This window comes from Rhodococcus sp. SMB37 (genome assembly GCF_004345605.1).
Classification (GTDB): Bacteria; Actinomycetota; Actinomycetes; order Mycobacteriales; family Mycobacteriaceae; genus Rhodococcus.
In genome coordinates this window covers 62,294-81,755 of record NZ_SLVY01000012.1, presented here as the reverse complement: position 1 = coordinate 81,755, position 19,462 = coordinate 62,294, and the positions used below count along the sequence as shown (strand labels likewise).

Annotated in this window: 21 protein-coding genes; 10 read left to right on the top strand and 11 right to left on the bottom strand. The window is 67.2% G+C overall.

Going from position 1 to position 19,462, the window contains the following annotated elements:
- Positions 1-5: 5 nt before the first annotated feature.
- From EV641_RS19150 to EV641_RS19140, 3 genes are read right to left on the bottom strand one after another with little or no spacing between them, the layout of a single operon-like run.
- Entirely contained in the window at positions 6-911 is a 906-nt protein-coding gene (locus tag EV641_RS19150; RefSeq protein WP_054717983.1) for a dioxygenase, read from the bottom strand.
- Entirely contained in the window at positions 908-1,990 is a 1,083-nt protein-coding gene (locus EV641_RS19145) for a maleylacetate reductase (protein WP_132473804.1), read from the bottom strand. The genes EV641_RS19150 and EV641_RS19145 overlap by 4 nt, the downstream gene beginning before the upstream one ends.
- 14 nt (positions 1,991-2,004) lie before the next feature.
- Positions 2,005-3,630, bottom strand: a complete 1,626-nt coding sequence (locus EV641_RS19140) for a bifunctional 3-(3-hydroxy-phenyl)propionate/3-hydroxycinnamic acid hydroxylase (RefSeq protein ID WP_132473802.1) — start codon at positions 3,628-3,630, stop codon at positions 2,005-2,007.
- A 129-nt stretch (positions 3,631-3,759) separates the two neighbouring features.
- Between EV641_RS19140 and EV641_RS19135 the strand changes: the two genes are divergently transcribed.
- Positions 3,760-4,404 carry a TetR/AcrR family transcriptional regulator gene (locus tag EV641_RS19135; RefSeq protein WP_241997352.1) on the top strand — a complete coding sequence of 215 codons (645 nt, stop codon included), beginning with the start codon at positions 3,760-3,762 and terminating at the stop codon, positions 4,402-4,404.
- 117 nt (positions 4,405-4,521) lie between these two features.
- Here the strand turns inward: EV641_RS19135 and EV641_RS19130 are convergent, their stop codons facing one another.
- Positions 4,522-5,415, bottom strand: a complete 894-nt coding sequence (locus tag EV641_RS19130; RefSeq protein WP_241997351.1) for an alpha/beta hydrolase — start codon at positions 5,413-5,415, stop codon at positions 4,522-4,524.
- A 240-nt stretch (positions 5,416-5,655) separates the two neighbouring features.
- On the opposite strand from EV641_RS19130, the gene soxR reads away from it, so the two are divergent.
- Positions 5,656-6,105 (top strand): redox-sensitive transcriptional activator SoxR, encoded by a 450-nt coding sequence (soxR, locus tag EV641_RS19125; RefSeq protein WP_054714733.1) that lies wholly within the window; start codon positions 5,656-5,658, stop codon positions 6,103-6,105.
- 52 nt (positions 6,106-6,157) lie between these two features.
- Here soxR and EV641_RS19120 read toward each other — a convergent pair whose 3' ends face one another.
- Together EV641_RS19120 and EV641_RS19115 are read right to left on the bottom strand one after the other, a co-directional pair.
- Positions 6,158-6,772 carry a hypothetical protein gene (locus tag EV641_RS19120; protein WP_132473798.1) on the bottom strand — a complete coding sequence of 205 codons (615 nt, stop codon included), beginning with the start codon at positions 6,770-6,772 and terminating at the stop codon, positions 6,158-6,160.
- Positions 6,773-6,799: 27 nt separating this feature from the next.
- Entirely contained in the window at positions 6,800-7,141 is a 342-nt protein-coding gene (locus EV641_RS19115) for an inorganic pyrophosphatase (RefSeq protein ID WP_054714727.1), read from the bottom strand.
- A 202-nt stretch (positions 7,142-7,343) separates the two neighbouring features.
- Between EV641_RS19115 and EV641_RS19110 the strand changes: the two genes are divergently transcribed.
- Together EV641_RS19110 and EV641_RS19105 are read left to right on the top strand one after the other, a co-directional pair.
- Positions 7,344-7,817 (top strand): winged helix-turn-helix domain-containing protein, encoded by a 474-nt coding sequence (locus tag EV641_RS19110; RefSeq protein WP_132473796.1) that lies wholly within the window; start codon positions 7,344-7,346, stop codon positions 7,815-7,817.
- On the top strand, positions 7,814-8,656 hold the full coding sequence (locus EV641_RS19105; protein ID WP_158289193.1) for a zeta toxin family protein: 843 nt from the start codon (positions 7,814-7,816) through the stop codon (positions 8,654-8,656). Before EV641_RS19110 ends, EV641_RS19105 begins: the two co-directional genes overlap by 4 nt.
- Positions 8,657-8,757: 101 nt before the next feature.
- Here the strand turns inward: EV641_RS19105 and EV641_RS19100 are convergent, their stop codons facing one another.
- The gene (locus EV641_RS19100; RefSeq protein ID WP_054714720.1) at positions 8,758-9,576 is read right to left on the bottom strand and encodes an aminoglycoside phosphotransferase family protein; all 819 of its coding nucleotides are present in this window, start codon (positions 9,574-9,576) and stop codon (positions 8,758-8,760) included.
- A gap of 202 nt (positions 9,577-9,778) precedes the next feature.
- On the opposite strand from EV641_RS19100, the gene EV641_RS19095 reads away from it, so the two are divergent.
- Positions 9,779-10,612, top strand: coding sequence for a class I SAM-dependent methyltransferase (locus EV641_RS19095; RefSeq protein ID WP_132473792.1), 834 nt, complete (start codon positions 9,779-9,781; stop codon positions 10,610-10,612).
- Between the two features lie 270 nt (positions 10,613-10,882).
- Here the strand turns inward: EV641_RS19095 and EV641_RS19090 are convergent, their stop codons facing one another.
- From EV641_RS19090 to EV641_RS19080, 3 genes are all read right to left on the bottom strand, one after another.
- Positions 10,883-11,272: a hypothetical protein gene (locus tag EV641_RS19090; RefSeq protein ID WP_132473790.1), complete on the bottom strand. Its 390-nt coding sequence runs from the start codon at positions 11,270-11,272 to the stop codon at positions 10,883-10,885.
- Positions 11,273-11,424: 152 nt separating this feature from the next.
- Positions 11,425-11,946, bottom strand: coding sequence for an NUDIX domain-containing protein (locus EV641_RS29290; protein ID WP_158289192.1), 522 nt, complete (start codon positions 11,944-11,946; stop codon positions 11,425-11,427).
- 281 nt (positions 11,947-12,227) lie between these two features.
- On the bottom strand, positions 12,228-12,977 hold the full coding sequence (locus EV641_RS19080) for an SDR family NAD(P)-dependent oxidoreductase (RefSeq protein ID WP_132473786.1): 750 nt from the start codon (positions 12,975-12,977) through the stop codon (positions 12,228-12,230).
- Between the two features lie 113 nt (positions 12,978-13,090).
- Here EV641_RS19080 and EV641_RS19075 point away from each other — a divergent pair, with 113 nt between their 5' ends.
- Genes EV641_RS19075 through EV641_RS19055 form a run of 5 tightly spaced genes read left to right on the top strand, consistent with a single transcriptional unit; the run spans position 13,091 to position 18,342 of the window.
- Positions 13,091-14,035 carry a leucine-rich repeat domain-containing protein gene (locus EV641_RS19075; protein WP_132473784.1) on the top strand — a complete coding sequence of 315 codons (945 nt, stop codon included), beginning with the start codon at positions 13,091-13,093 and terminating at the stop codon, positions 14,033-14,035.
- Positions 14,032-15,225 carry an STM4014 family protein gene (locus EV641_RS19070; protein ID WP_132473782.1) on the top strand — a complete coding sequence of 398 codons (1,194 nt, stop codon included), beginning with the start codon at positions 14,032-14,034 and terminating at the stop codon, positions 15,223-15,225. Before EV641_RS19075 ends, EV641_RS19070 begins: the two co-directional genes overlap by 4 nt.
- Positions 15,222-16,076 carry an STM4013/SEN3800 family hydrolase gene (locus EV641_RS19065; protein WP_132473780.1) on the top strand — a complete coding sequence of 285 codons (855 nt, stop codon included), beginning with the start codon at positions 15,222-15,224 and terminating at the stop codon, positions 16,074-16,076. The genes EV641_RS19070 and EV641_RS19065 overlap by 4 nt, the downstream gene beginning before the upstream one ends.
- Positions 16,073-17,428: an STM4012 family radical SAM protein gene (locus tag EV641_RS19060; protein WP_132473778.1), complete on the top strand. Its 1,356-nt coding sequence runs from the start codon at positions 16,073-16,075 to the stop codon at positions 17,426-17,428. The genes EV641_RS19065 and EV641_RS19060 overlap by 4 nt, the downstream gene beginning before the upstream one ends.
- Positions 17,425-18,342, top strand: a complete 918-nt coding sequence (locus EV641_RS19055; protein ID WP_132473950.1) for an STM4011 family radical SAM protein — start codon at positions 17,425-17,427, stop codon at positions 18,340-18,342. Before EV641_RS19060 ends, EV641_RS19055 begins: the two co-directional genes overlap by 4 nt.
- Here the strand turns inward: EV641_RS19055 and EV641_RS19050 are convergent.
- Positions 18,302-19,432 (bottom strand): Xaa-Pro peptidase family protein, encoded by a 1,131-nt coding sequence (locus EV641_RS19050; protein ID WP_132473776.1) that lies wholly within the window; start codon positions 19,430-19,432, stop codon positions 18,302-18,304. The genes EV641_RS19055 and EV641_RS19050 overlap by 41 nt on opposite strands.
- Positions 19,433-19,462 lie beyond the last annotated feature (30 nt).

The window sequence follows — 19,462 nt, the reverse complement described above, 5'->3', positions numbered from 1 at the left end:
TCGGCTCAGACGCCGTCGGGGGCGAGCACAATATCGAACCGGGCCCTCGCCCAGGAACCGTCCCCGACATCGCGTCCGTCCGGGGTCGGGGTTCCCGGTACCTGCTGGGCGAACTCCTTGACGAGAGAGTCCTTCACACCGAAGACGCTGTCACCGATCTCGAGCTGCGGGTCACCCTCGACGAAGATGTGGGTCACCAGGGTGCGCAACGTGTCGGCGCTGACCATGAAATGCAGGTGCGCGGCGCGCACCGGTGAGCGGCCGGTGGCGTCGAGCATCTTCCCGACCGGGCCGTCGTGCGGAATCGGATACGGGACCGGCGTCAGTGCCCAGAAGCGATAGGCGCCTCGGTCGTCGGTGAACAGATGTGCGCGACCCGCGATTCGACCATCGGGGTACTGCACGTCGTAGAAGCCGTCCTCGTCGCACTCCCACACCTCGATGCGGGCATTGGGCACAGGGCGTCCGTCGGTGTCGGTGACGGTGCCCTCGATCCAACACGCCTGGCCGGACGCGCCGCCGGCCATGTCGCCGCCGAGCGGGATCTCGGGTGCATCCTCGACGAAGAACGGACCGAAGACGGTCGCGTCGGTCGCGCCCTTGTACGCCTGGTTGTTCACTGCGATGGTCTGCATCGACGCGCCGAGCGCGTCGGAGAGCAGGACGAATTCCTGACGCGTGTCGTCGGTGATGTGCCCGACAGCGGTGAGGAACTCGATCGCGGTGTTCCACTCCGCTTCGGTCAGACGCACGTCGCGGATGAAGGCGTGCAGGTGCGTGGTCAGTGATTGCATGATCTGCTTCAGCCGCGGATCGGGGGTGTTCTCGAAGGACGCCAGCACCCGGTCGATCAGTTCTCCTTCGAGTAACTGCTGGGCGGGGTTGACACGAATATCGGGTTCGCTGGTCATGACCGGTGTCCTTTCTCTGACGGGAAGTTGTTGCCGGAGCACGCGCTGCGAAGCAGGTCGCGCAGGTTGTCGGCGGTGACGGGACGAGGATTCGACGAGGGCACGACCGGCAGGATCAGCTCGACCGCTTCGTCGATAGCGGCTTCGTCGAAGCCGTAATCCTTCAGCGCACGCGGTGCATTCAACGCCGCGCGCAGCGCGTTCAGACCGGCGACGGCGGTATCGCTGCCGAAGGCCGCGGCCATCCGGCGTTCGGCGTCGGGCGCCGCGGGCGCATTGAACGCCAACACGTAGGGCAGCACCGTGGCGTGGGTTTGGGCGTGCGGCAGGTCGTAGGCACCGCCGAGGACGTGACAGATCTTGTGGTGCAGACCCGAACCGGCAGAGGCGAACGCTACCGCCGAGAGGTAGGCGCCGTAGAGGGTCTGTTCGCGCCCGTCGAGATTCGAAGGGTCGGCCTGAATCGCCGGCAGGCCGTCGGTGAGCGCTCGGATGCCCTCGGCGCCGAGCGCCCGGTTGATCGGGTCGGCGCGCGGCGCCCACATGGAGTCGACGCAGTGTGCGATCGCGTTGAGACCCGATGCCACCGACAATTCCATCGGCAGCGACAAGGTCAGGTGCGCGTCGTAGACGACGCTGACGGGCAGCACTGCGGTGTCGACGCCGGTGGTCTTGCGCGACGCTTCGGTCAGTCCCCACACGTCTGTCGCTTCGGATCCGGCGTAGGTGGTGGGCACTGCGACGATCGGGATACCGGAGGTGAGTGCGACGGCCTTGGCGAGTCCGGTGGTGGAGCCGCCTCCGACGCTCACAATGAGGTCGATCGCGTATTCTGCGGCGACGGCGCGCGCAGCTTCGGCGCCTTCGATCGGTACGTGCGGGGCGACGCCGTCGTGGAATACGGCGACGTCGATGGCGCCGCACACCTGCTGCGCCGCAGCCTCTTCGGCAGGTGAGGCCACGACCATCACGCGGGTCGCGCCGAGACGGGACACTTCTGCTGCGACGTTCTCGGCCGCTCGGCCTGCCCCGAACAGCACGCGTTGACCGAGGGTGACGTGATGGAAATCCATAGCCATGGTCGATGCTCCTTTCACGCGGCCGGCGCGGACACGTCGACGGTCAGGTGGAGGCCGGCCAGAATCGCGTCGAGCGAAGTCTGCAGTCCGGCAGCGTCCGACGCGGTGGCGGCGACGTAGAAGTCGGGACGCAAGATCACGAACTCTGCTCCGATCTCGTCGAGCCATGCGCGGTACGTACCGTCGACGTCCGTCACGTCGCACCCCACCCCCGGCGCTCCGATGCGCACGCAGCGACCGTCGAGATCGGACCACAGCTGCGATTGCTCGTCCGTCAGCAGGTCGGCCGGTGAATCTCCACGCCCCAGGATGATCCATCCGCGCCCGACCACATCGTCGAATCGACCGGTTCGGCCGTTCGCCTCCACGTTTCCTTGCACCGACAGTTCCCCGGCATGTGCGGTGCCGGAATGCCAGATGCCCGGACCGAGGGATGCGATGTCGGTGTCGACCGGGGTGCCGTCGGACGAGGCGGCCTCGGCAATCATGCGGCTGTCCCGCTCGGCCGCCGCTTTGACGTCGGCGATGCAGATGACCTGCCCGAGGCGCATCGAGAAGTCGATGTAGTGGCGCACGTGTCCCTTGCGTTCGGTGCCGTACGAGTCGAGGACGGCGTCGCCCGCCCTACCGGACAGGACCAGGTCGAGGCGCCACGCCAGGGCGACGGAGTCGCGCAGGCCCGCGCACATGCCTTCACCTGCGAAGGGTGGCATCAGGTGTGCAGCGTCGCCTGCGATGAGTCCCCGTCCGCGTCGCCATGTCTCGGCCCAGCGGGCCTGGAACCGGTAGACCGCGGAGCGTTCGAGTTCCGCGTTGTCCGGGTGCACACCCCACGGTTCGAGCAGTCGCCAGGCGGATTCATGCGACGCGAGTTCGGTCGGGTCCTCCCCGGGCAGCACCATGTATTCCCAGCGTCGTCGGCCCGGGCCGCCGGGGACGATGGTCGTGGGTCGTGCCGGGTCGCACAGTTGCCAGTGGGTGGGGCCCAGGTCGGGCAGGTCGCCCTTCGGGATCATGTCGAGGATCAGCCAGTCGAAGAAGTATCCGTGGTCGGTGAAGTCCAGGCCGAGCGCGTCGCGGACGAAGCTGTTGGCGCCGTCGGCGCCCACGACGTACTGGGCGCGGATGTGATCCTGGGTGGAGCTGTCGGCCGCATCCGTTACCGTGCCGCGGACCGTGATGCCGTTGTCGTCCTCGTCGAGCCCGACAGCAGTCCAGCCTCGACGGATGGTCACCGTGGGCAGTTCGGCCGCGACCTCGCGCAGACGCTTTTCGAGCTGTGGCTGGGAGAACCAGTAGCGCGTGCGCCACCCCGAGGACGCGACGGATTTCCAGTCCACCTCGAGCAGAGTGTCCCCCGCCGCGTTGCGCCAGTAGTACAGGTCGTCGTGGAACTCGATCGCCGGATCGTCATCCGAATCGATGCCGAGAACGGCGAGGATGCGGGCGATTTCGTGATCGAACGTCACGGCCCGGGGCTGTTCGTAGGGGGTGGGCCACTTGTCGACGATGGTGACGCGATGTCCCTGCCGACCCAGCAGAACTGCCAGCAGGGTGCCGACCGGTCCGCATCCGACGACGGCGACATCGGTGTCGAACTGTCGGATGCCATCCGAGGGGAAGGTGTGGATGTTCGTCATGGCGAGTGGCCTTTCGGGTGATGTGCGTCATACCGACTGCCACAACACTGACATAGTTCTCAATATTGAGCAATCCCTCACTTTTGATTGCATGCTCAGATGATGGTTCGGATGGCGTACGGTACGGACGTGTCCCCCACGTCGAACGAAGCCGCAACGCCTGCCGCGTCGCGTCACCAGCGCCGGCGCGAGAAGACCCGCGCGCGTCTCATCGAGGCCGCGCGCACGCTGGTCGCCGAACGCGGTGTGGACGCGGTAGGACTGTCCGACATCACCGAAGCCGCCGACCTCGGCGTCGGCACGTTCTACAACTACTTCGCGTCCCGCGATGAGATCGTCGAAGCCGTCGCCGAAGAATCCGTCGAATCCCTCGGCGCCCGGATGGATTCGATGACGGAGAGCATGCCCGATACGGCGGAGAGATTCGCGGCGTCGCTCCGGCATCTGGTGCGGCACGCGATGAGCGATCGGCTGTGGGGGTGGTTCGTCGTCCGACTCGGCATCGCCCACCCGACCCTCATCGACATCCTCGGCCCCCGAGCCTCTCGTGACCTGCGCTACGGCGTCGACGCCGGGCGGTTCACCATCACCGATATCGACATTGCGACCGCGTGCGTGTTCGGTTCTCTGCTGTCGACGCTCCACCACGTGGTGTCGGCGCAGGCCCCCGACAACATCGACGAGATCTACGCGCGGGCGATGCTGTGCATGGTGGGGATGGACCCCGCGGAAGCGGAGGAAGTCGCGACGCGCCCTCTGCCGGAACTGCACTGACAGACGCCGAATCGGTGTGTGCACCTCGATAACGTGGAGATCGGCAGGACTGCCTCACCGACGAGGAGTAGCGGCGTGACGTCGGTGAGGATCGTTACCTGCTGACCGTCGACGTCCTCAAGTACCTACATGGTCCAGAATGATCTGTTTCGCGGCACCCCATGCCGGCGAATCGACGTTCCCGAAGTCACCGTGGCCGAATCCCTCGAGCAGGTGCAGTTCGGCCGGATCACCGGAGGCCTGCGACGCCGCGACATACGAGCGTGACTGCACCGGATCCACTGTCTGATCGGCCGTCCCGTGCACCGCGGTGACTGCCAGGCCGACAGGAAGATGCTCGATGGGCGAGGCGATGGCATAACGGTCGGGATGATCCTCGGGCATACCGTCGAGCAACCCGCGCACGAATCCGTCGTGTCCTGCGGTGGCAGCGAGCGACAGATCGAACACGCCGGCCATGATCGTCGCACTCTGCGGACGAATCAGTGGTTGCGCACCCGGAGCATCCGCAGGAAGAGTATGGCGTCCCGCGATCCAGGCAGCGAGATGCCCTCCGGCCGAATGCCCCGCAAGGTGTACCCGATCCAGATCGAGGCTCCCACCGGCCGCGTCCTGCACTGAGGTCGCAAGCGCCTCGGTGGCGTCGTCGGCATCGGCGAGCGTGATCGGCCATCCCCCCGTGCCGTCGACACGGCGATACTCGATGTTCCAGACTGCGACGCCGTCGTCGGCAAGCGAGCGGGAAAGCGGTTCGAAATACGACAGATCGTGGTCCTCGAGCCACCCGCCACCGTGCACCATGACCACCACCGGATGCGGTCCGTCACCATCGGGCAGGTGCAAGATCCCGTAATTGTCGGCGTCCTCGCCGTAGGAGACACGCATCGTGTCCGGTTGGGTGTCGCGCGCGGCGTCGGCAACGTCACCCGCCGAGTCCGAGCAACCGGCAGCGACGGCCGCGGCCACCAGAAATACAGCGGTTCTCAGTCCTGCCGATCGGGTCGACTTCACTTGCTCACCTTTGTTATCGAAGCGCGGGAATTTGCCGTCGCTGTTCATGGTGCAATATGTGGATCTCCGGCAGCAGGAGAAACAACGAGCCGATGAGGACAGCAGCGGGCTGCATGATGGCCTGAGCGAGACTGTGCGCGAGAAAGCCGGCCGGGCCCTGCTGCGAGCACGATGTTTCTTTCGGTACTGTGCAGCACACCGGATCAGCACGTGCGTTGCCCCTATGCAGGAAAGGCCCTGATGACTGCTGGAGTGTGGCTGACACCGGGGCAGTTGTCGGAGCGTTCCGGGGTTGCGGTGTCGACGCTGCACTATTACGAGTCGCGTGGGTTGATCGACAGTCGTCGTACGTCCGGCAATCAGCGTCGCTATCGGCGCGACACGTTGCGTCGGGTGGCGTTCGTCCGGATCGCCCAGGGCGTCGGTGTGTCCTTGGAGGACATCAAGAATGCTCTCGATTCGCTTCCGGACAGTCGGGTCCCCACTGCGGAGGATTGGGCGCGTCTGTCGCTGTTGTGGCATGACGAGTTGACCCGCCGGATCGAGGCGTTGACGGAGTTGCGGGACGACTTCTCCGGGTGCATCGGGTGCGGGTGCCTGAGTTTGAAGAGTTGTCCGCTGGCGAACCCGGGTGACGTGCTGGCGAAGGAGGGGCCGGGTCCGCGGCGGCTTCCGGTGCGGGGCGACTGAGCCGACACTCGAGGACACCGACCGCCCGTCAACCTCCGGAACTTTCCTCGACTTACACGGGTTTCCGCAGGTCGTCGAGCCACGGAAAGCCGTGTAACCGGAGGAAAGTTCCGGCCGGGTTCGGACGAACGCCGGCCCGATGGACCGTGGTGGCGCTGCTGGGATAGCTCAGCACCTCGACCACCGCAGCAGCATCTCTCTCGAATGACCGCCGCACCGGCAGTGCGCTGCCGTGCCACGAGGCGGCGGTTTCCACTCCGCTCAGATCGATCTGCAGGACGCACGAACCCGCGATCGGGACAACAGCGTCGGTGGCCCGTAGCCGAGGCTCCTGCACGAAGCGGGCGGACCACCCGATCGCTCCGTCACCGCTGAGTGCGAAGACGACGGTGTTGCCGTCGCCGAGTTCGATCGACTCCAGCACCGGGTGAATCACGGGAGGGACACTCTCGCCGAGTTCGAGTGAGCGGTCCCCCGGCACGGCGGTGGGTCGCGTCAATGCCGGATCCCCCACCCGCAGTTGTCCGGAGAACGAGTCGAAGCGATCACACGACCCCGACGCCACTCGCTCGGATTCGGCGACATCGACCGTGACGCATCCTGTCATCACCGCACTGACGAACGCGGCCAGCGTCATGGATACGACGCGGTGTGTGGACCAGGTCATCGTGTCTCTCTTCCCGGAGACGGTTGCTCACCGGTGAATGATCGTCGTCCCGAGCAAGAGCGTCCCCGACAGGAACGTGAAGACCTCATCGATCTCACCAGGTGTGCACTCCATCAGAACCTTGACCTCCACGTCACGTTTGCCGGCATCGACCGTGAGCGCGACTGCGGTGACACCGGCACCTGCGTTGGTGCCGACGAACACGTCCACTCCCTCACCGTCGACAGCTGTGGTGCCGTCGAGGAAACCGTAGTCCAGCGGATAGGTCACGTCTGGGAATCGTGGATGCGCAGAGCCTTTGGGGCGGTCGATCCGGATCGGCGCCGAGCGGGCGAGCGCGTCGAGGGCATCGAAGAACGACGACTGCATCGGGTCAGTATGCGCGTGCCGACGGCACCCATCACGCACCCGGCCGTCACGGAGCTGTCCATCGGAACTCCGCGCGCATCGGACACGCCGTCCACATGATGGGCTTTCGATGCCGGCCGTGTCCCATCGGGGATGTCGCCTGGGTGCTGCATGTGAGCTATCCTAGATTTGATTCATTCTGAATCAATGGAGGTGAGCGCAGATGAGCACCATGGACATCACCCGCGACCAGGCGGCCGCCGAACTCGACGAGGTCGCCGCCCGACTACGCCTGAACAACCGCGACCTGCTGCGGGTCGTGGCCCGAGCCCGCAAAGCCGGGATGCGGCAACGCGCCATCGAAAAGCATCTCGACATCTCCCAGACGACCGTGTACCGATTGCTGCGCCAGAGCGCCGAGACACCTGGAGTACTCGAGCCGACACCGGCCGAGATCATCGACCGACGCACCGCCGGGCACATCAGCACAGAGCACATGATGGAACAACTGCTGAGCTGGACCTTCACCTTCGGAACCGTCCCGAACCTCGATGGTGTCGCCACCGACGCATACGAGCCCGGCAGCTGGGACGACGTCGAGCGCGCCTTCTACCGCGGCCAGCTCACCGAAGACGAACTCAGCCGGCTGATGGACAAGAACAAGGACGGACTCGAACGAGCGGCGCATTCTGCGTGAGTGATTCCTCTTCCAGGCGAGACGCGGTCGCCGCACAACTCGACGCCCTGTTCGCACCCGATGCACCGTGCAGCACCGACTCACCGCGCAACACCACCCTGCTGTATGCCACCTCGGTCCGCCGGCGGGTGTTCCGCAAAACCGTCATCGACCGCTACCTCGACTCGGCTCCCACACCGCCGAGGGAAGGCCGCTCGGCACTGATCACCGCCGGACCACCCGGGGCCGGTAAATCCACCTTGCTCAGCCAGCAGATCGCGGACCTGCAGGACTATCGGCGCCTCGATGCCGACGAGGTCAAGGACTATCTGATCCGCCAGGCCCTCGACGATGGGATCTACGACGACCTGCTTGAACACCGTCTTGCCGATGGCCACCCGATCGCACCGCGCGAACTCGCCGCGCTGGTGCATCACGAATCGACCGCGTTGATCGATCAGATCCGCCGGATCTGCACCGATCGGCAAGAAAACGTGCTCATCGAAGGCACCCTGCGCTGGCCCGACCACGGCCGGCGGCTACTGGCCGAACTCGCCGCCGCCGACTACACGAGCGTGCGCATCCTCGGGGTCGAAGTGCCGCGCGCACTCGCCCACGAACAAGCAGTGCAGCGCTGGTGGACGGTCCGCCAGCAGTGGACCCGCGGGCAGCACGGGTTGGGCGGCCGCTACACCCCACCCGCAGCAATCGATTCCTGCTACACCGGCGACGGCGCACAGTCGATCTGCGCCGACAACGCCGCAGCACTCAGCCGATACCCCGCCTCGGAGGGTCTCGAGGTCACCGTCACCCTCTACCAGCGCACCGAGGACGGCGCTCCCGCCCTCGAAATCACCTAACCTAACCCCGAGGCACCTGCGCCCATACGCGTCAGGTGTCCACCTCGATACCCACTGCAACGAACAAGATCGCGCAGACAGACGGGACCGCGACCTCGTTCTCAGGAAGTCATGCGGCACTGCCCGAGTCGCTCCATAGCCAGAGCCGCGATCGCATGCGGCAACGACGCACGCGCCACCTCACCGTCCTCCAGATGCCAGATACCCGATAGCGCACCCCAACACGCAATCCAGCGCAGAAGATCAACGGGATCGATGCCTGCCGTGTCGGCGATGGCCTTCACTCGTGAGTCGAAGCGGCCGACCGCAACGTGCGGTGTCGGGTTGGTGAAAATGTTGCAGTAATCGAATTCCCGCGGCCCGGCAAGACCCTTCGGATCGATAGCGAGCCAACCCCTCCGTGGGGTGTACAGCACATTGTCATGGTGCAGATCCCCGTGCAGCAGCACCGGCCGGTCACTGCGACCGAGGAGCCGGTCGGCGATCTCCCGGATGTGATCGAACCGGGAATCGGTGTCGGCGAACAACGAGGAGAACCAGCGTTGCAACGTGGGGAACCCGTCGAAGCCCTCAGGCGTGTGCGAGTGCAGCCGCTCGGCGACCGCGCACAACACCGTCGTTGCCGCAGTGTCGTCGGGAATCACCGATCGCACAGGTAGGCCTGCATACTCGAGCACGACCGCATTGCCCTGCCGAGCAAGGACTCGTACCGCCCCGTTGCCGGCCCATTTCTCCAGCGCTCGCGCTCCGGTGAGTTCCTCCGGATCGTTGGTGACCTTCACGAACCCGCGTTGGCCCTCGAACGTGACGGGGCAGAGCAGGGACGTCTGTGTCCGAAAAGGCGTCCCTGCGAGCTTGAATCCCAGTCGAGCTGCAGCGTTCTCGAGGTCGACCGTGGACGGTGTCGGTATCAGCGGCACCAGCCGATGATCGCATCCCAGTCCCGTATCCGTCCTGTCCACAGTCACGCAGGGCAAGCAGACCGACTCCACCCCACAGGCACGGCGCGCTGTCGGTCCCGCACCGCGTCGCCGAGTGGACCAACACAGCAGCAGCGCGACACACAGTTTCCGAACCATTCACCCGCCTACTGCACAGTGAGCCGGAACCGGAAGGACAGTGATGAGTTTCGAACCGCAGATCGACGCCAACCGCGCCAACTGGGATGAGCGCGTCGACGGCCACTTGCTCGCCTACGACGTCGACGGATTCGTCGCCGACCCCACCCGGCTCTCCAGCGTCGTACGCGCTGACCTCGACACGATCCGCCCCCACCTGCCCCACAGTTCACCGGCTGGGCTGTCTTTGGTGCATCTGCAATGCCACGTCGGACTGGACACCTTGAGCTGGGCGCGGCTCGGCGCGCACGTGACCGGTGTCGACTTCTCCCCCAAGTCGGTTGCCGCGGCCACCGACATCGCTCGCCGCGCACAGCTGCGCGGCCGGTTCGTCGAAAGCAGTATCGATCACGCAGCCGAACTCCTCGGTGAGCAGTTCGATGTGGTGTACACCGGTATCGGAGCGTTGCCGTGGCTACCGGACCTCGACCGGTGGGCGCGCACGATCGTCGACCTGCTGCGGCCCGGTGGGATCTTCTTCATCCGGGACTCGCACCCGATCCTCAATGCGCTCGACTACGACCGCACCGACGACGAACTGGTGCTCCGGCACCCGTACTTCGCCACCGGCACACCCATTCGATACGACCACGGCACCACCTACGCGGACCCGGACATCAACCTCGGGCACGCCACCACCTACGAATGGCCACACTCCTTGGCCGAGATCCTCGGATCTCTCCTCGCAGCCGGCCTGAGTGTGATCGCCTTCGACGAACACCGCACCATCCCGTGGCCGGCACTGCCCCATCTGGTTCGGACCCCACGCGGGTTCGTACTCCCGTCGGGAGACGAGCGGCTGCCGTTGACCTTCTCACTGACGGCACGAAAACACTGATGTCGACCGTGGCGGTGAGCAACCCCGGGTGCACCACGACCTGATCGGTGCTGCGCTTACAGAGAACTCTTCTTCTCCAGGCCGCGGCGAATCGGTCCCAGCGCACCGGCCGTCGTGGACGATGCTGTCCTTCTCGGCCAGATACACCTCGGCGATCGTCGCACGCGTGCGGCGGCGGGACGGGGCATTGGCATACAGACGAAATGAGGCACGGTCACTAGGGACTCGAACACAGTGCCAGGAGTGCTCTACCTTGCCACGGCCTCACCTCTATCGAGTGGTTCGAGGGCGTCGGAGGGTGATGTACGCGGCGCTCGACACGACAAAGCAGACAACGAGGATGATGGCGAGATAGCCGCGCCAAGGCTCCGGACCGACAACAACAGCCTCCTTCGTGATCACGTCCCGAAAGACACATGTCGCCCCAGGCGGAAACACGCCCCACGGATCGGTGATGGCAGCTCCGATCCGCTCCGCGCGATCGGGTAATAGGTAGTCGAATTGCGAAGGGTGACCGTAACGGTCGCGACACCAATGCGTCGCCAGCGTTGTTCTTCGGGTGAGATGGTCCCAGAGATAGAGCGCGACGAGTAGGGCGCCCGACACGAATGCGGTAAGACCGAGGGCTGCCTTGGCTCGTCGGGCGGTGGTGTCGGACATGAGGTGATGACCAGCTCCTGTGGCGGCAATCCCCCGAATCCAGCCGCCTTCGAAGTTGACTTGCCGATCGGCCCGACTGCGGGTTGTCCGGTTGCAGGTAGGCCGAAACGGCCGTATTCGTAACCTTGCCTACCATATTCGGCGAGATCGCCCTACTTTGTCGCCCGGTCGAGCGACACCTCATCGTTCTCAGGGAGACCGGAAGATCCTGACCGGTCGCTGTCGAGTGTCCGATCATCCTCGGTCGACCGCTCCTTGCACAACGTATCCAGGATGTTCGAAACACCGGCCGGGTAGAACGGGCAGGTCGCCTCACGAATTGAGACCCATCGAATCGGGCTGCCTTCGTCGAGCACCTTCAACCGTGCGCCCAGAGGGATCGCATCGATCTCAGCTGACTCGACCGCGAAGACGTGGGCGATCTCGTGGCCGGGGTTTCCCTCGTATTCGAAGATGTTCTCGACAACGTCGAGGAGTTCGACAGCTCCGAGCGTGACGCCCAGTTCCTCGGTGAACTCCCGTCGCAGTGCGACCTCCGCCGTTTCACCGAACTCGATACCGCCGCCGATCGCGCGGTGAAACGCTTTGCCGGTCACCCGGTCCACACCCTCGAGGACGAGAACGTGCCCCGAGCGGATGGGCAGCCCTACCGAGATGTTCCTGATCGATGACACGGGGTCCACTGTAGGTCCGCGTGGTACCCACCGATGTCGACGAGGGCCGCTGGTGGGGCAAGGCCTAGCCGATCCGAGGAGTCGGTCCCGCTCCGCGTGAGCGTGTCGCCCCCGAGGCGGCAGCACGAGCAGAGCAGACCTATGAAGACGCCGCGGAGTTCGTCGCGGACGCGGTGAGCAATCCCGATTCCGATCCGAAACGGTCCGCACACGGGCGTGTCCGCATGACCACGACGCGATGAGCTCGGCCTGGTGGGCTGCTGCCCACAACCAACCGGCCCCTACCGCGGCATCCGCCGCCACACCGCGCGCGGCAGCAATCGCATCCCGAAGAACACCGGCCGCAGCACCGCAGGCACCCACACCTCACCGCGGCCACGATCCAGTGCCCGCACCGTCGCATCCGCCACCTGCGGCGCGGTGCTCGAGAACGGTGCCGGACTCATCCCTTCGGTCATTCGGCCGATCACGAACCCGGGCCGCACCAACAACAGCGACACGCCGCTACGGTGCAGGGCGTCGGCCAGCCCGGACGCGAACCCGTCCAGGCCCGCCTTCGCCGACCCGTAGACGTAGTTCGCGCGACGCACCCGCCACCCGGCGACCGAGGAGAACACCACGAGGCGGCCGCTGCCCTGCGCCCGCAGTCGTTGCGCCAGCACGGTGAGCAGCCCGACCTGGGCGACATAGTCGGTGTGCACGACCGCGACGGCATGCGCCGGATCGGTTTCGGCGCGTGCCTGGTCCCCGAGAATCCCGAAGGCGAGCACCGCTACATCGATGGGGCCGTGCGCAGCACTGATCGAGTCGAGCACGGCGGCGTGGGTGTCGAGGGCGTCGGCGTCGAACTCGACGGTGTGCACCGCCGACGCCCCCGCGTTCTGCACCTGCGTCACCGGCCCCGCGAGGTCATCGGCGCGCCGCGCGGCCAGCACCACGATGCGACCCGGCGCCAACCGGGCGGCGATCTCGACGCCGATCTCGCTGCGTCCCCCGAGTACGACGACGGCTCCTGTTGTGGGTTTGCTCATAGCCTCAGTGTCCCGGGTTCTCGGACACCGATCGAGTCGGACCCCTGTCGTAATGTCCCCGAGGTAACCGCTCGACCACCTCGTGCCCGCACCTCGGAATGGAGCTCACCCCGGTGACGATCTCGACGCCTACCAGCACCTTCGCTGGACTACCCGTGCAGCAGTACACCACGGGTTCCGACACGCCCCCGGATCCCGCCGCGACCGCGTGGAAGATCGCCACCGACTGGGAACGCGGCGACGACGGATTCGTCGACGACCTCCTCTCCCTCGCCGGTCAGCCCTGGGCCGGGCAGATCACCACGCTGGTGTTCGGATGTTGGACCGAGGCCAGCGACCCACTGCCCGCCGACACGGTGGTCCCGCTGCTCGCCGCGTTCCCGGCGGTGCGGCACCTGTTCGTCGGCGATATGACCTTCGAAGAATCCGAGATCTCGTGGATCGACTGGGGTGATCTCGGAGCGGTTCTGGATGTGTTCCCCCGGCTCGAGACCCTCCAACTACGTGGAGGCAGCTCCACGACGATCAACGAGCCGGTCCCCTTCACTGCACCGGCCCTACCCCTATTGCGGTCGCTGACCGTCGAATCCGGTGGTCTGCAACAGACTTATCTCGAGGCGCTGCTCGCCATCGACGCACCTGAACTCACCGACCTCGAGCTCTGGCTCGGCGTCGACAACTACGGGGCCATCACCGACCTCGAGCCGCTCGCCGACCTGCTCGCCGGCAACCGGTTCCCGGCGATGACCCACCTCGGGTTACGCAACAGCGACCTCGCCGACCGCATCGCCGCGGCACTGGCCCAGGCACCGGTCCTGCAGCGCATCACCACACTCGACCTGTCCAACGGCACCCTCACCGATACCGGAGCCGACGCGCTCGCTGCCGCAGGGCTCGGAGCGGTGCGCACCCTGATCCTCGACCATCATTTCGTCTCCGACGAGACATTGACGCGACTGCGCGCGGCGCACCCGCACATCGAGATCTCCGCCGCCGACCGGCAGGAACCCGAGACGTACAACGACGAGGTCTACCTGTACACCGCTGTCTCCGAATGACATCGGAGCGCGGCAGCGGAGCCGACGGCGGCGCCGCTGCCGAACTGCTGGTGGTCGGGAACCCGGGCAGTCGCCGCACCGTCCTGCTCACCGCGGCGTTGCATCGGGCGCGGCGTCCGGCGCCGCGAATGTTGAGCTGGCGGGCCGTCCTCGCAGACGGACCCGCCCACACGGGCGCGGTCCTCGCCGAGGCCCTGGCCGCGCCGGGGGCGCCGACGTTGGTGCGGATCGACTCCCCCGGCGACGACCCCGTCGTCGACCGGTTGTTGCGCGGCGCTCCCCAGTGCGCGCCGCACGGGACGATCACCGCCGGCCCGGCCTGGTACTCCGGGTTCACCACCGCCACCCGCGGCCTCGCTGCTGCTGCCGTCGCGGCCGGGGCACGCCTGACTGCCGATCCCGACGACCTCGCGGTGCTGTTCGACAAAGCCGCCTGCCACGCGCATCTCGCCGCCGCTGGCGTCCCGGTACCCGCGGCGCTCGACGCCCCCGGCTCTACCTCGGCCCGCGGCTGGGCCGACCTGCGCGGCAGGCTGCGCACCCGCGGCTGGTCCCGGGTGTTCGTCAAACCCGCCCATGGCTCCTCCGCGTCGGGGGTGCTTGCGCTGCAACTGCGCGGGCAGGCCACCGGTGCGGACGTGCTCGCCCGCGGGCCGGTGCGGTGGCGCCACGGGCGGCCGGTCAACAGCCTCCGCCCCGGCACCTTCCGCGGCGACAAGGAAGTCGGCGCGCTCATCGATGCGCTCGCGCCGCACCGACTGCACATCGAACAGTGGTTCCCGAAACTCGTGCTGCAGGACCGAGCCGCCGACGTGCGGGTGCTGGTCGTGGCCGGTGCCGCGACCCACGCGGTGGTCCGCACATCGCAGGGGCCAGTGACGAACCTGCACCTGGGCAATGCACGCGGCGACCTCGCGTCGCTGCGCGCGGCGATCGGCGAACCGGGGTGGCGACGGGTGCTCGACGTCGCCGTGACTGCCGCCCGCTGTTTCCCCGGCATGCACACCGTCGGCGTCGACGTGCTCGTCGGGGCGAGAGCCGCATCGTCGGGGCCGCATCCCATCCCGGTGGCCGTCGCCGAGGTCAACGCCTTCGGTGATCTGCTGCCGAACCTGCCCGGCCTGCACCACCACGACCACGACACCTACGACGCCCAAATTCACAGCCTGACCGGAGCTTTCACCGTATGACCCAGATCCCCGCGTTCCGCGACGTCGTCGGCACCCACGACATCGTGTTCGTCACCCTCGACACATTGCGCTTCGACGTCGCCGACACCGAACTGGCCGCCGGCCGCACCCCGAACCTCGCCGCGCTGCTCCCCGGTGGACGGTGGGAACGCCGCCACACCCCCGCGACCTTCACCTTCCCCGCGCATCAGGCGTTCTTCGCCGGGTTCCTGCCCACCCCCGCCGACGGCGGCGGCCACGACCGGTTGTTCGCTGCACAGTTCCCCGGTCACACCGAAGATCTCCTCGGGTCCGGGACCTGGCTGTTCGACGAGGCCACCGTCGTCGGTGCGCTCGCCGCCGCCGGTTACCGCACCGTGTGTATCGGCGGTGTCGGATTCTTCAACCGGCAGACCGCGCTCGGGTCGGTGCTGCCCGACCTGTTCGAGGAAAGCCACTGGAGCGAGGCTACCGGCGTGACCGACCCCGCCGGCTTCGATCACCAACTCGACGTGCTCGACACGCGCCTCGCCGTGGACGATCCGCGCCCCCGGTTCGTGTTCCTCAACGTCGCAGCGTTGCACCAGCCCAACCACTTCTATCTCGACGGCATCGCCAGCACCCCCGATACACGGCGCCCCGACACCCTGGCCAGCCACGCCGCGGCCCTGCGATACGTCGATTCGCGGATCCCGAAGCTGACCGAAATGCTCACCGTCGGTCCCCGGCCGGTGTTCCTGATCGTGTGCTCCGATCACGGCACCGCCTACGGCGACGACGACCGGCATGGGCACCGGCTCGCGCACGACTGCGTGTGGACGGTGCCGTACGCGCACACTGTCCTGCCGACCACGACGGAGGTACCGGCATGAGCGAGATCGGCATCGATCCGGACGCGTCCCCATATCAGGGATATCTGTACGCGTATCCGCACAAGAGCGCCTACCGGCCCCTCGACCCTGCGCCGCGGCTGCGGGACGTGTGGGCCGAGCAGGAACTGTCGTCACTGTTCCTCTACGCGCACATCCCGTTCTGCGAGATGCGCTGCGGCTTCTGCAATCTGTTCACCACCGCCCGCCCACCTGCAGACCGGGTAGCTGACTACCTGCAGGCGCTGCGCCGCCAGGCTCAGCAGATCCGCGCCGAACTCGACGCGACCGGCCGCGACGCCCACTTCGCCACCGCCGCGATCGGGGGCGGCACCCCCACCTATCTCGAACCGGCCGAACTCGACGACCTCTTCGACCTCCTCACCGGCTTCGCCCCCGAACTGCCGCACCTGCCGATCGGAGTGGAGACCTCCCCGGCCACCGCCACCGCAGACCGGCTCACAGTGCTCGCCGACCGCGGGGTGCACCGCGTCAGCATGGGCGTCCAGAGCTTCCTCGACCCCGAAGCACACGCGGCGGGCCGCCCCCAACACCGCGCCGACGTCGACGCCGCCCTCGACCGGTTGCAGGACGGCCGGTTCCCCGTCGTCAACCTCGACCTGATCTACGGCATCGACGGGCAGACCCCCGACACCTGGCAGTACTCCCTCGACACGGCCCTCGCACGGCGCCCCGAGGAGATCTACCTGTATCCGCTGTATGTACGGCCACTGACCGGGCTCGGTCGCCGCGCCGGCGACGAGCACCGACGCGATCCACAGTGGGACGTCCACCGCCTCGACCTGTATCGGCAGGGCGTCACCGCGCTCACCGCCGCCGGATATCGACAGCAGTCGATGCGGCAGTTCCGCCGCGCCGATGTGCCCGGCGACGACACCGACTACTGCTGCCAGGACGACGGCATGATCGGGCTCGGCTGCGGCGCTCGCTCCTACACCGACACCCTGCACTACTCGTTCGATTATGCCGTCGGGATCCCCGCGGTCCGCGCCATCCTCGACGAGTACAGCACCACCACCGATTTCACCCGCGCCACCGTCGGCGTGCACCTCGACGAGCAGGAACAGCGCCGACGCTGGCTGATCAAAACCCTGCTGCGCACCGACGGGATGCGCACCGCCGACTACACCATCCGCTTCGGCACCGACCCGACCATCGACATCCCCGAACTCGGCGAGCTGTCCGCCCGCGGCTGGGCCACCCACCGACCCGAGCCCGCCGGTGGCACCGAGATCCGGTTGACCGACGACGGGCTCGCCCACTCCGACGTCATCGGGCCGTGGCTGGTGTCGACCTCGATCCGCGCGGCGATGGCCGCGGCTGTAACCCGATGACCGGCTCGCCCGCACCCGAGCTGACGATTCTCTATCGTGGTCCGTTGGCGAGTTGCAACTACGACTGCCCGTACTGCCCGTTCGCGAAACGCCGCGACAGTCCCGCCACGTTGCGCGCCGACCGGGCCGCACTCGCGCGATTCGTCGACTGGGTCACCCGCAATCCGCACGGGCATCGGCAGCTCTCGATCCTGTTCACCCCGTGGGGCGAAGCGCTGACCCGCTCGTGGTACCGCGACGCGCTGGTGACGCTGTCGCACCTCCCGCACGTCGGGACCGTCGCGGTGCAGACCAACCTGTCGTGCCGCACCGGCTGGCTCGCCGCCGCCGACCCCACCCGGCTCGCCCTGTGGTGCACCTACCATCCCGGTGAAACCACCCTCGAGAAATTCGTGACGCGCACCGCCGAACTCGACGCGATCGGGATCCGGCATTCGGTGGGGATCGTCGGACTCGCCGACAACCTCGACGCCGCACGCGCGCTGCGCGCGGCACTACCTCAGCACACTTATCTGTGGGTCAACGCCGAAGAAGGCCGCAGTTACGACCCGGCCGAGGAAGCGGTGTGGACCGCGCTCGATCCACTGTTCGGGTACTCGGCGCACCCGCACCCGGCGGCGGGTCTGCCGTGCCGCACCGGGGACAGCGTGATCAGTGTCGACGGTGACGGGCTGGCACGACGCTGTCATTTCGTCGCGGCGCCGCTCGGCAACCTCTACGACGGCACGTACCTGCGCGCACTTCGGCCACGTCCCTGCCCGAATGCGGTGTGTGACTGCCACATCGGATATGTGCATCTCGAGACGCTGCCGCTCTACGAGGTGTTCGCCGGCGGTATCGTCGAACGCATCCCCGCCGGCCTGCGGTTGCCGCTCAGCCCGGTAATACCGTCAGCCCGTGCGGACGCCGATTGACCGGCTCGCAGCCGTCATCGGTGACGATGACGATGTCCTCGATGCGGGCACCCCATTCGCCGCGGAAGTAGATGCCCGGTTCGATGCTGAACGCCATGCCCGCCCGCAGCGGTTCGGTGTTGCCGCCGACGATGTACGGCTCTTCGTGCACCGACAGGCCGATGCCGTGCCCGGTGCGGTGCACGAACACCTCCGCGAGGCCCTCGGCGGCGAGCAGATCGCGGGCTGCGGCGTCGATGTCCTCGGCGCGCGCCCCCGGCTTCACGGCATCGACCGCGGCCTGCTGCGCAGCCTCGAGCAACGCGATCTTCTCGGCGGCCGCGGAATCCGGTTCGCCGATGCTGTAGGTGCGGGTCGAATCGGAGTTGTAGCCCGGTTCGACCGGACCGCCGATGTCGATGACCACGATGTCCCCGGTGCTGATGACCCGGTCGGAGACCTCGTGGTGTGGGTCGGCGCCGTGCGGACCCGACCCGACGATCACGAAGGCGGCCTCGGTGTGGCCTTCGGCGATGATCGCGGCGGAGATGTCCGCGGCGACCTGCGCTTCGGTGCGGCCCGGGCGCAGCCATTCCCCCATCCGGGCGTGCACGCGGTCGATGGCGGCGCCGGCGCGGCGCAGCGCCTCGATCTCGTCGCTGTCCTTGATCATGCGCAGATCCCGGATCACCGGCGTCGCGAGCACCGGGACGTGATCGAATGTCGCGGCGAGCGGCACCAGATGCAGAGCCGGCATCGCGTCGGCCACCGCGACCTTCCCCCCGACGGGGACGAATTCCGCGACGATCGCATACGGGTTCTGCCCGTCCACCCAGTCGCGTACCGGCAGTGCGAGTTCGGTGACGGCGGACTCGTTCAGCGACGCCAGTTCCAGGCGCGGCACGACCACCGCGGCGGTCGACCCGTCGGTGGGTATCACCAGGCAGGTGAGGCGTTCGAACGATTCGGCGCGGGACCCGATCAGATAGCGCAGGTCCGGGCCGGGGGTGATCAGGAGCGCATCGAGTCCGGCGGCGGCACCGAGTTCGGCGGCGCGGCGCAGTCGGGCTCCGTAGCGGACGGCGGGGAAGCGGGACTCAGCGGTGCTCATGTCGTCGAGCCTAATGCCCGAGCACAGATG

Coding starts and splice junctions, on each gene's coding strand:
- EV641_RS19150 (WP_054717983.1), bottom strand. CDS start 911: ATGACCAGCGAACCCGATATTCGTGTCAACCCCGCCCAGCAGTTACTC.
- EV641_RS19145 (WP_132473804.1), bottom strand. CDS start 1,990: ATGGCTATGGATTTCCATCACGTCACCCTCGGTCAACGCGTGCTGTTC.
- EV641_RS19140 (WP_132473802.1), bottom strand. CDS start 3,630: ATGACGAACATCCACACCTTCCCCTCGGATGGCATCCGACAGTTCGAC.
- soxR (WP_054714733.1), top strand. CDS start 5,656: ATGACTGCTGGAGTGTGGCTGACACCGGGGCAGTTGTCGGAGCGTTCC.
- EV641_RS19120 (WP_132473798.1), bottom strand. CDS start 6,772: ATGACCTGGTCCACACACCGCGTCGTATCCATGACGCTGGCCGCGTTC.
- EV641_RS19115 (WP_054714727.1), bottom strand. CDS start 7,141: ATGCAGTCGTCGTTCTTCGATGCCCTCGACGCGCTCGCCCGCTCGGCG.
- EV641_RS19110 (WP_132473796.1), top strand. CDS start 7,344: ATGAGCACCATGGACATCACCCGCGACCAGGCGGCCGCCGAACTCGAC.
- EV641_RS19095 (WP_132473792.1), top strand. CDS start 9,779: ATGAGTTTCGAACCGCAGATCGACGCCAACCGCGCCAACTGGGATGAG.
- EV641_RS19090 (WP_132473790.1), bottom strand. CDS start 11,272: ATGTCCGACACCACCGCCCGACGAGCCAAGGCAGCCCTCGGTCTTACC.
- EV641_RS19080 (WP_132473786.1), bottom strand. CDS start 12,977: ATGAGCAAACCCACAACAGGAGCCGTCGTCGTACTCGGGGGACGCAGC.
- EV641_RS19070 (WP_132473782.1), top strand. CDS start 14,032: ATGACATCGGAGCGCGGCAGCGGAGCCGACGGCGGCGCCGCTGCCGAA.
- EV641_RS19065 (WP_132473780.1), top strand. CDS start 15,222: ATGACCCAGATCCCCGCGTTCCGCGACGTCGTCGGCACCCACGACATC.
- EV641_RS19060 (WP_132473778.1), top strand. CDS start 16,073: ATGAGCGAGATCGGCATCGATCCGGACGCGTCCCCATATCAGGGATAT.
- EV641_RS19055 (WP_132473950.1), top strand. CDS start 17,425: ATGACCGGCTCGCCCGCACCCGAGCTGACGATTCTCTATCGTGGTCCG.
- EV641_RS19050 (WP_132473776.1), bottom strand. CDS start 19,432: ATGAGCACCGCTGAGTCCCGCTTCCCCGCCGTCCGCTACGGAGCCCGA.